The sequence below is a fragment of the Marseilla massiliensis genome, assembly GCF_016899855.1.
GTDB lineage: Bacteria > Bacteroidota > Bacteroidia > Bacteroidales > Bacteroidaceae > Prevotella.
In genome coordinates this window covers 1-8,989 of sequence record NZ_JACJJG010000109.1, presented here as the reverse complement: position 1 = coordinate 8,989, position 8,989 = coordinate 1, and the positions used below count along the sequence as shown (strand labels likewise).

General features: G+C 49.8%; 10 protein-coding genes. 8 read left to right on the top strand and 2 right to left on the bottom strand.

The genetic code is table 11. From position 1 onward, the window contains the following. Positions 1-230 precede the first annotated feature (230 nt). Together H6A34_RS12390 and H6A34_RS12385 are read left to right on the top strand one after the other, a co-directional pair. On the top strand, positions 231-593 hold the full coding sequence (locus H6A34_RS12390; RefSeq protein ID WP_021947431.1) for a BlaI/MecI/CopY family transcriptional regulator: 363 nt from the start codon (positions 231-233) through the stop codon (positions 591-593). 199 nt (positions 594-792) lie between these two features. Next, positions 793-2,436 (top strand): M56 family metallopeptidase, encoded by a 1,644-nt coding sequence (locus tag H6A34_RS12385; RefSeq protein WP_205105771.1) that lies wholly within the window; start codon positions 793-795, stop codon positions 2,434-2,436. Between the two features lie 280 nt (positions 2,437-2,716). Here the strand turns inward: H6A34_RS12385 and H6A34_RS12380 are convergent, their stop codons facing one another. Next, the gene (locus tag H6A34_RS12380; RefSeq protein ID WP_205105770.1) at positions 2,717-3,370 is read right to left on the bottom strand and encodes a DUF4840 domain-containing protein; all 654 of its coding nucleotides are present in this window, start codon (positions 3,368-3,370) and stop codon (positions 2,717-2,719) included. Between the two features lie 305 nt (positions 3,371-3,675). On the opposite strand from H6A34_RS12380, the gene H6A34_RS12375 reads away from it, so the two are divergent. The 5 genes from H6A34_RS12375 to H6A34_RS12355 all read left to right on the top strand — a co-directional run bounded on the left by H6A34_RS12375 (position 3,676) and on the right by H6A34_RS12355 (position 7,278). Then, positions 3,676-4,470 carry an energy transducer TonB gene (locus H6A34_RS12375; protein ID WP_205105769.1) on the top strand — a complete coding sequence of 265 codons (795 nt, stop codon included), beginning with the start codon at positions 3,676-3,678 and terminating at the stop codon, positions 4,468-4,470. A 160-nt stretch (positions 4,471-4,630) separates the two neighbouring features. Continuing rightward, positions 4,631-5,164: a YceD family protein gene (locus H6A34_RS12370; protein WP_205105772.1), complete on the top strand. Its 534-nt coding sequence runs from the start codon at positions 4,631-4,633 to the stop codon at positions 5,162-5,164. Positions 5,165-5,169: 5 nt separating this feature from the next. Next, complete coding sequence (gene rpmF, locus H6A34_RS12365; protein WP_021947436.1) at positions 5,170-5,355, top strand: 50S ribosomal protein L32; 186 nt, start codon at positions 5,170-5,172, stop codon at positions 5,353-5,355. Beyond that, positions 5,355-6,374 (top strand): beta-ketoacyl-ACP synthase III, encoded by a 1,020-nt coding sequence (locus tag H6A34_RS12360; protein WP_021947437.1) that lies wholly within the window; start codon positions 5,355-5,357, stop codon positions 6,372-6,374. Before rpmF ends, H6A34_RS12360 begins: the two co-directional genes overlap by 1 nt. Before the next feature lie 205 nt (positions 6,375-6,579). Further along, the gene (locus tag H6A34_RS12355) at positions 6,580-7,278 is read left to right on the top strand and encodes an SIMPL domain-containing protein (protein ID WP_205105768.1); all 699 of its coding nucleotides are present in this window, start codon (positions 6,580-6,582) and stop codon (positions 7,276-7,278) included. A 73-nt stretch (positions 7,279-7,351) separates the two neighbouring features. Here the strand turns inward: H6A34_RS12355 and H6A34_RS12350 are convergent, their stop codons facing one another. Continuing rightward, entirely contained in the window at positions 7,352-7,714 is a 363-nt protein-coding gene (locus H6A34_RS12350; RefSeq protein ID WP_205105767.1) for a hypothetical protein, read from the bottom strand. A gap of 353 nt (positions 7,715-8,067) precedes the next feature. On the opposite strand from H6A34_RS12350, the gene era reads away from it, so the two are divergent. Then, a complete protein-coding gene (gene era, locus H6A34_RS12345) occupies positions 8,068-8,949 on the top strand; it encodes a GTPase Era (RefSeq protein ID WP_205105766.1) in 882 nt (293 codons plus the stop codon). The last annotated feature ends 40 nt before the right edge of the window (positions 8,950-8,989 follow it).

The following is an 8,989-nucleotide window of genomic DNA, read 5'->3' as shown; positions in this document are numbered from 1 at the left end:
CAAATCTCCTTGTCTGCTCGTCCCTCGTCTGCTTGTCTACTAATAAATCCCTGCTTGTCTACTAAACATATCTCCTCGTCTGCTTGTTGACTAAAAAGAAACTTATTGTCTGTTAAAACTTACCTTTTTAGTTTTTATTAACCGTCGAACTATTGCGTATTACTAAAATATTTAGTTTATTTGCATCGTGAACCAGAAAAGCAGTACTGATTAAATAAAAACACAAGGAAATGAAAACATTAACAAAACGTGAAGAAGAAATCATGAACCGTTATTGGGACCACGGAGCGCTCCACATACGTGAGCTTCAGGCCATGTATTCTGACCCCAAGCCGCATGTCAACACGTTGTCCACGCTTGTACACATACTGGAGGACAAGGGATTCCTGGCCCATAAGGCTATCACGCCCCGCTGTTACCAGTATTATCCCGTCGTGTCGCGCGACGACTACCGCCGCGGTTCGCTCGGCAATGTGGTCAACAAGTTCTTCAACAAATCCTACCTCGGCGTAGTTTCGGCGCTTGTCAAGGAAGAGAAAATCTCTGTTGACGACCTGCGTGAGCTGATAAAGAAGGTAGAGGAGGGCAAGTGACGTTATGCCCGTGGCGCCTGTCTGGCAAGCTGTAAAGCGCCGTTGACAGAGCCTTTAGGCAATGAAATGACAGTTAAGACAATCACCGCCGGCCCCTATGGGGCGGAGCGGGCAGAACTACCGACGGCCGTCAAGGCCGGATGTAGCGGGTGAAAGCTCGCTGCGTGATGTAGATTTAACGGGAAAACGATAAGTAATCATGGGAATATTTTTCATCTATTCAGTCAAGGTGGCGCTCTGCCTCACGGCATTTTACCTGCTGTACAAGCTGCTCCTGAGCCGCGAGACGTTCTTCGGCTTCAACCGTGTGACGCTGTTCGGCATGATAGCAGCGGCGTTTGTACTGCCATTGATACATCTTCAGACCGCTGCCGAAGCGCCTGTTACGAGCGGTTTTGTGGCCATTGAGGACTTCATCATCACCGCCGTGGCTGCCGATGCGCACGTTCCCGTGGTTACTACGGCGCAAGTCTGCCTGCTTATATATATAATAGGTGTGGCGTTTTTCCTCGGTCGTGAGGTCGTGTCGTTGCTAAGTCTCAGGCGGCTGATACGCTCCGGACGTGAGGTCTGCCGTGACGGCGGCGTCAAGGTAGTAGTGGTTAAGGGCGAAGTAGCCCCGTTCAGCTGGTTCGGCAACGTAATCATCAATGAGAAAGACTATGCCGACGGCTCGCGTGAGATACTGATGCACGAGCGCGCTCACATCGCCGGGCGACACTCCGTTGACGTGCTGCTGTGCGATTTGCTCATCATCTTCCAGTGGTACAACCCCGCAGCCTGGCTTATCAAGACCGAACTGAAAAACCTGCACGAGTTCGAGGCCGACAGTGCCGTGCTCGCCGGAGGCGTCAATGCCGCCGAATACCAAATGCTTTTGATACGTAAGGCAGTTGGCGACAAGCTGTTCGCCATGGCAAACAACCTGAACCAAAGTTCACTAAAAAAACGAATTACTATGATGTTAAAGAAAAAATCAAATCCGTGGAGCCGCGTAAGGACACTACTCGCGCTCCCGGTTGCGGCCGTTGCCGTAGTTGCTTTCGCCACGCCTAAGGCCGAAAGCCTGAGTAATGAAATCAAGAGTGAGGGCGACGCCCTCGTTAACTCGGTGGTAAGTTCCGTCAAGGCTACGCCCGCTAACGCTACGGCAGTGGGAAAAACGGCTATGACTTTGTCGAAGGATACGCTTGCTTCGGGTGGCAGGACTAAATCGGCTGTGTCTGATGAGCTGTTAGTTGTCGGCTTTTCAAACGGCGGTAAGGACGACAAGGTGTACGATATTACTGAGGAACCGCCATCGTTCCCCGGCGGACAGGCTGCCATGATGACTTATCTGGCAAGGAATATCAAGTATCCGCCTACTGCAATGAAGAACAAAATAGAGGGCCGTGTAATCCTTCAGTTCGTGGTAAGGGCTGACGGAAGTATCAGCGACACGCATGTAATGCGCAGTATAAGTCCGGAGCTTGACGCCGAGGCTGTACGCGTGATAGCCAACATGCCGAAGTGGAATCCCGGCAAGCAGGACGGCAAACCGGTAAACGTAAAATTCACGATACCCGTATCCTTCAAGCTTGACGCCGGCAAGACACAGCCCGACGGCCAGAAAGGCAATGTGGTTAAGATTAACGGTAAGAATTACGTGCCTGACGACACGCAGGCCATAAGCCTTAAAGGCTCGCCTTACTACGTGGTTGACGGCAAGCATGTGGAGGACATCTCCAACATCAAGCCCGACCAAATCGACCAAATAAACGTATACAAGGACGCGAAGAGCACCACCGACAAATACGGCGACGCAGCCAAGAACGGCGTTATAGAATTAATATTGAAGAAGTAATGACGTAGCATTAAAACAACTCTCTCGATACAAGGCGTGGCGGCGCGGATGAGCGTAGCCACGCCTTTTTGCATGCCCTGCTGCCGCGTACAGCCTTTAATCTGTAACAGCCTGATAATCAGGCGTGTTATAAAAGGCTGTCTTTTGCCTTGTAAAAGACGGCCTTTTAGCGTGCGATTGACGGCCTTTCGCATTCTAAAAGACCGTCTCTTAGAAACACAAAGGCCGCCGACGTGGCTATTGCCAACATCGACGGCCAGGGACAAATCATACAGAAATCTTATTTTCCGCCCTTCTTCATGTTGAAGTCGAACGTTGTCTGGTTGAAGTTAGGCAATGATATTTGCGCGTCGCCAGCGCCAAGCAGCACTTCGTCAGCGCTGAACATGAACTTCAGGTTAGTGCTCTTGCCCTCATAGTTGGCGCCTTCAGCGGGTGACACTTTAACCTCGATGTCAAGTGTCTGTGCCTCTTCACCCTCCGAAGATGCAGGTATTTCGATAGAGAGCTGCAACGGTTTTGGGTCAAGCGCAAGCATTACGCTGTCTTTAGCCTCGTTGACGGTGGGAGTATAACCAATCTTGTAGCTCACGTTGCCTACTGCTTCCACGATTTGGTCGGCTGTAGTCTCGTCGCCGACTACTGACATTACGATGTCTTTGATGGGGAAGTTGTCGAAGTAGATGGTGTCGCCCTCAACCTTGGCCGATACGGCAGTGCCCGTCTGGTCGCCTTCTTCCGTGCCGCTGTCGTCAGTGGTTGAAATGGTGGCTGTGGTCATCGTTCCGGTATAGTCACCGTAAACTGATGCCGCGGTCACGTCCGTCGGAGGAGTGTTATTGTCATCATCGTCGCTACATGAAACGAAGGTCATCGTGCATCCGAGCATGAACAGGGACGCGAACAACATTTTTGCCTTAAATTGCTTTTCCATTTTTATTAGTCGTTTTATTGTTGATACTTTTGTTCTTTTCCTTCATCAGCTGATTCATTGACAAAAACACGGTCATTGGCGGAACGTTGCATGTCATGATGTTAACAAATGTTACAATCACGTTCGTGCGGAAAGTCCTCCCAAAGGGAGGAAATTTTTTCGCGGAGCGCATGTTTTTTTCTGTTGCCGGTTGCGTCGGACAGCAGTTTAAGTAGTGTTAAATAGCAAGCAACGTGATACGTTTTGTCTGTAAAATCTGTATATTTGCACGTTATAATGGACTAATCTTCAAAACATATATTATCATGAAAACCATATCTTTCCGTCTCGGGGTATTTGCCTCGAAAATCGTTTTAGTTGCGCTTGTTTTGTGTTCTGGAGCGATTGCCACGTGCAATGCGTCTTCATCCGGAACATGCCGTGCCGCGCAGCCGGCTGCCAATGGCATTGCCTACGGCGACGATAGCAGTGAACGTATAGTGCCGCTGAAAGAGGTGGACGTAAAGCCCGAGTTTCCCGGAGGGCGCAAGGCTATGTCTGAATACGCCAAAAAACATTTCGCCGGCGACAGCATAAAGGATAAGGCGAAGTGCCCGTTTTATGTGCATGTAAGGTTTGTCGTCGAGAAAGACGGTAGCGTGACGGGCGCCAGGTTGGTGGAAAACTACTCCGAAAAGATAGAGAACGCCGTACTCGGAATGCTGATGTCCATGCCGCGGTGGACGCCCGGACAGAAGGATGGCGAGGTAGTGCGCACGGGTTACGGTACATGGGTGGGTGTTCCGGAATACATTGCCGACTCGTACACCAAACCCGAATTTGTTGGCGGAGTGGAGCTGCTCCTTAAATACCTGGCGGTTGAGCTGAAGAAATATGACATCTCCCAGTACAGAGGCAAGCCTGTGCGCGTGCTGGCGCGTTTCGTCGTAGACACCGACGGCAGCATTGACGACGTGGAGATAGTGAAGCCCGGGCGTAAGCTGATGAACGATGCCGTGGTGGCAGTATTGAAGGGAATGCCGAAGTGGAAGCCCGGAACCATTGACGGAAAGCCCGTCCGCGTAAGGTACACTCTGCCCGTAAGGTTCGGTAAGGATTAGTGATTTTAGGCAATAGGGCAAATGTTTTTACGTTTTCTTTGTGCTTGTATGAAAAATAATTAGTAACTTTGCAGCCCAAAGAACTGTGCCGCCCATGCGGGTGCTTGCGGCCTCCGCGACGGGCAAGGGCACTCTTTGCTGTTTCACATAATCACGGATGATGTACAGTTTAGAGCCCTTGAAAATTGATTTGGAAGGCTTGAAGGAGGGAGTGACCTCCTTCGCGTATGACCTTGACGACGCTTACTTCGAGGCTGTTGACGCTCCCGAAGTGAGGCGTGGCAACGTACACGTGGACGTAAGTGTAAGCCGTTCGGGTGGAATATACCGTATAGACATTCACACCGAAGGGACAGTACACGTACCTTGTGACCGTTGTCTCGACGACATGGAGCAGGCCGTATGTGCCGACAACAGCCTTACGGCACGGTTGGGAGAGGAATATTCGGAAGAAGATGACCTGATAACGGTCGGGAGGGACGATAGCCAGCTCGACCTGTCATGGTTTATATATGAGTTCATAGCCCTTGACATCCCCATTAAGCATGTGCATGCACCTGGAAAATGCAATCCTGCTATGATAAAGGCTCTTGAAGAGCACTCGGCAGCCCGAAGCACCGAGGGGGAAGGAGAGACGCCGGTGGACTCGCGTTGGAGTGAATTGGAAAAATTAAAGAACAAAATTAAAGATTAAAGAAAATGGCACATCCTAAAAGAAGACAGTCAAAGACTCGTACCCGTAAAAGAAGAACCCATGATAAGGCAGTAGCTCCCACACTGGCAATATGCCCCAACTGTGGCGCTTATCACGTTTACCACACTGTATGCCCGACATGCGGCTACTATCGTGGAAAAATCGCGATTGTTAAGGAAACGGCTGAATAATGGAGAAGATTAACGCAATAATAACCGGCATCGGCGGATACGTACCTGACTACGTGCTCAACAACGATGAGCTGTCGAGGATGGTAGATACCAACGATGAATGGATTATGACGCGTGTCGGCATAAGGGAACGCCGTATTCTCACCGAGGAAGGTCTGGGCACTTCATACATGGCGCGCAAGGCTGCCAAGCAACTGATGAAGAAGACCGGGGCCGACCCCGACTCAATCGACGCCGTAATCGTATCAACGTCGACGGCTGACTATCCTTTCCCGTCAACAGCTTCAATCGTGATAGGCAAGCTTGGACTTAAGAACGCGTTTGCCTTTGACTTTTGGGCCGCTTGTTGCGGTTTCCTTTATTCTCTTGACGTGGCCGCGTCAATGATTCAGTGCGGACGCTATAAGAAAATCATCGTAATCGGCGCTGACAAGATGTCGTCGGTTGTCGATTATAAGGACCGCAGTACATGTGCCCTCTTCGGTGACGGAGCCGCTGCCGTATTGGTGGAGGCTACGACAGAGGAAGGTATCGGAGTGAAAGACTCCTACTTCCGTGCCGACGGCAAGGGCTTGCCCTTCCTGCACACCAAGGCGGGCGGCTCGGTATGTCCGCCGTCACACTTCACGGTTGACCACCGTCTGCACTACCTCTACCAGGAGGGTCGCACGGTGTTCCGCTACGCCGTTACGAGCATGAGTGACGACTGTGCCCTCATAGCCGAGCGCAACGGACTGAACAAGGACAACATCCGCTTTGTTGTTCCCCACCAGGCCAATATCAGGATAATCGAGGCCGTGGCAAAGCGCCTCGACCTGCCTATGGACAAGGTGATGGTCAACATCGAGCATTTCGGCAATACCAGCGCGGCCACCATTCCGCTGGCTCTCTGGGAGTACGAGCATCTGCTCAAGAAGGGTGACAACCTCATAATGACGGCCTTCGGAGCCGGATTTGTTCACGGAGCGTCATATTACACGTGGGCTTACGATGGGGCAGAGGCTGCCGTCGTAAAATAAAGAATCATTAGATTTTTATCATAAAAAAGAGAGCCTGCCGGCTTTGAGTTGAAGTGGCGGCTCTCTTTTTTTGTATGTTAACCGGATATGCGGCGGTGTGCCGTCGGAATGTTAACGCGGTGTTTGAGTGATTTTTTTGTTCAAAACTGTTGAATGTTGACTATTTTTCGTATCTTTGGCTCTGTGAAATCAAAACAATAATACTATGGAAAAAGGCAGAGGAGCTGCCCTCATCATGATAGGGCTTATCGTTTTGGGGCTGTTTATTAAGTTGGGACTTGAAAGTTTCTCGGATAAAGACCGAAAGGTAACGGTAAAGGGACTGTCCGAACGTGAGGTGCAGGCGGACAAGGTGACGTGGCCCATAATGACGAAAGAGCTGGGCGACGACCTGCCTTCGCTTTACATGCGTATAAATGCCACTACGGCAAAAGTGAAGTCTTTTTTGAAACAGAATGGAATAAAGGATTCGGAGATAAGCATCAACGCTCCGGTGGTGGTTGACATGAACGCCGAGCGCTACGGCGTGCAGAACCATGATTACCGTTACAACATAACGTCGACGATAACCGTGACGTCGCATAACGTGAAACTTGTGCGCTCGATAATAGCCCGTCAGGGCGAACTGCTGAAACAAGGCGTGGCTGTTGTCGACGGCGGTTACGGTAACGGCGTGGTGTATGAGTATGTTTCGTTCCAGCAGATGAAGCCGAAGATGATGCAGGAGGCAATCAAGAACGCAGAGCAGACCGCCAAGCAGTTTGCCGAAAACAGCGACAGCAAGATAGACAAGATTTTGACGGCAGGGCAGGGACAGTTCTCAATAGAGAACCGTGACAATAATACGCCTTACATCAAGAAACTGCGGGTGGTTACGACTGTGACTTATTCGCTGAAGGATTAGTGTCTGTTGGCTTGGTCGTAAGGCTGTAATGTCTTGCGGTTATGTGGTTATACGGGTCATGAGGCCGTTTTGTTTACGGCTTTGTGACCTTTCTCAGTTTTGTGTTATATCCGGTGTTGATAATCATCACAGAGTCATTAACCTCGGTGAAGATAAAGAGGCGTGATGTGTTGCTTATCGTATCATTGATTGTAAGGTGCGGTTCAAGTAGTGCGTTAACGCCCAGGCTCCATGTACCGGCCATGGTGTTTTCGTAAACAGTCAACCATTCTCCGTCCTTTTGTACGGCGTTATCACCATTGTCTGTGCGTGATTTTACCTGAAAAACATATTTAGCCTGTTTGTCGGCGTCGAGCTGCATGTATTCGGATATCATGTTCCCGTCGGGATAAACAGAATCGTTCTGCCATTCGCCTATTGATTTTTCGCCGTACAACTCGTTCTGACGTATTGTCGCGAGATACTGTCCGGTCGGTTCGGGGCGTCGCTACATGCGCAGAAGGTAAGCAATGCGGCAAGAAACAATAGTACGGTTCTCATGGTTAAATGTTTTTCTCAGTATAACGCCGGTGCGATTGTTTTTATTGTGTATGTGTAATGCTTTTCGTACTTGTGCTGTGGCAAGGACATAAAGGCGCTCAGTTACATTTTAACATCTTTTTGTCGGGTTTTCGGCTCCGCAGTGTTTTCAAATGCTTGTCGTGTCGAAAAAAATCAGTATATTTGCAAACTTGATTGATTCTAATGCTGTTATCGCCAGTGGCATACGGCAAAAACGTAAAGATACAGATGCATAAGGCAGGATTCGTAAACATTGTGGGTAACCCGAACGTGGGCAAGTCGACGCTGATGAACCAGCTTGTCGGCGAACGTATAAGCATTGCCACGTTCAAGGCGCAGACCACGCGCCACAGGATAATGGGTATAGTGAACACCGACGACATGCAGATAGTGTTTTCGGACACGCCGGGCGTGCTCAAGCCAAACTATAAACTGCAAGAGTCGATGCTGGCTTTCTCGGAATCGGCGTTGAAAGATGCCGACGTACTTCTTTACGTTACGGACGTGGTTGAGAATCCGGAGAAGAACATGGACTTCCTGGAGAAAGTAAGGAAGATGACCATCCCCGTGCTGTTGCTTATCAACAAGATTGACGAGAGCGACCAGAAGACCCTTGGCGACCTTGTGGAGAAGTGGCACTCGCTGTTGCCTGACGCCGAAATTCTGCCTATATCGGCCAAGAACAAGTTTGGAGTTGACATGCTTCTCAGGCGTATAAAGGAGCTGTTGCCTGACTCGCCGCCTTATTTCGATAAAGACCAGCTGACAGACAAGCCGGCGCGCTTCTTCGTAAGTGAAATCATAAGGGAGAAAATACTTCTCTATTATGACAAGGAAATACCGTATTCTGTGGAGGTAAAGGTTGAGTCGTTCAAGGAGGATGAACGCCACATACACATCCGCGCGATAATTTATGTTGAGCGTGACTCGCAGAAGGGCATAATCATTGGCCATCAGGGTATAGCCCTGAAGAAGATGAGCACGGAGGCGCGCAAGTCGCTCGAAAGGTTCTTCGGTAAACCAATCTACCTCGAAACGTATGTAAAGGTAGATAAAGACTGGCGCAGCTCGAAGCGTGAGCTTGACAATTTCGGGTATAACCCTGAATGAGATTATAATTAAGAGTTAAGAGTTAAGAATTAAGAAAATA

Coding starts and splice junctions, on each gene's coding strand:
- H6A34_RS12390 (WP_021947431.1), top strand. CDS start 231: ATGAAAACATTAACAAAACGTGAAGAAGAAATCATGAACCGTTATTGG.
- H6A34_RS12385 (WP_205105771.1), top strand. CDS start 793: ATGGGAATATTTTTCATCTATTCAGTCAAGGTGGCGCTCTGCCTCACG.
- H6A34_RS12380 (WP_205105770.1), bottom strand. CDS start 3,370: ATGGAAAAGCAATTTAAGGCAAAAATGTTGTTCGCGTCCCTGTTCATG.
- H6A34_RS12375 (WP_205105769.1), top strand. CDS start 3,676: ATGAAAACCATATCTTTCCGTCTCGGGGTATTTGCCTCGAAAATCGTT.
- H6A34_RS12370 (WP_205105772.1), top strand. CDS start 4,631: ATGTACAGTTTAGAGCCCTTGAAAATTGATTTGGAAGGCTTGAAGGAG.
- rpmF (WP_021947436.1), top strand. CDS start 5,170: ATGGCACATCCTAAAAGAAGACAGTCAAAGACTCGTACCCGTAAAAGA.
- H6A34_RS12360 (WP_021947437.1), top strand. CDS start 5,355: ATGGAGAAGATTAACGCAATAATAACCGGCATCGGCGGATACGTACCT.
- H6A34_RS12355 (WP_205105768.1), top strand. CDS start 6,580: ATGGAAAAAGGCAGAGGAGCTGCCCTCATCATGATAGGGCTTATCGTT.
- era (WP_205105766.1), top strand. CDS start 8,068: ATGCATAAGGCAGGATTCGTAAACATTGTGGGTAACCCGAACGTGGGC.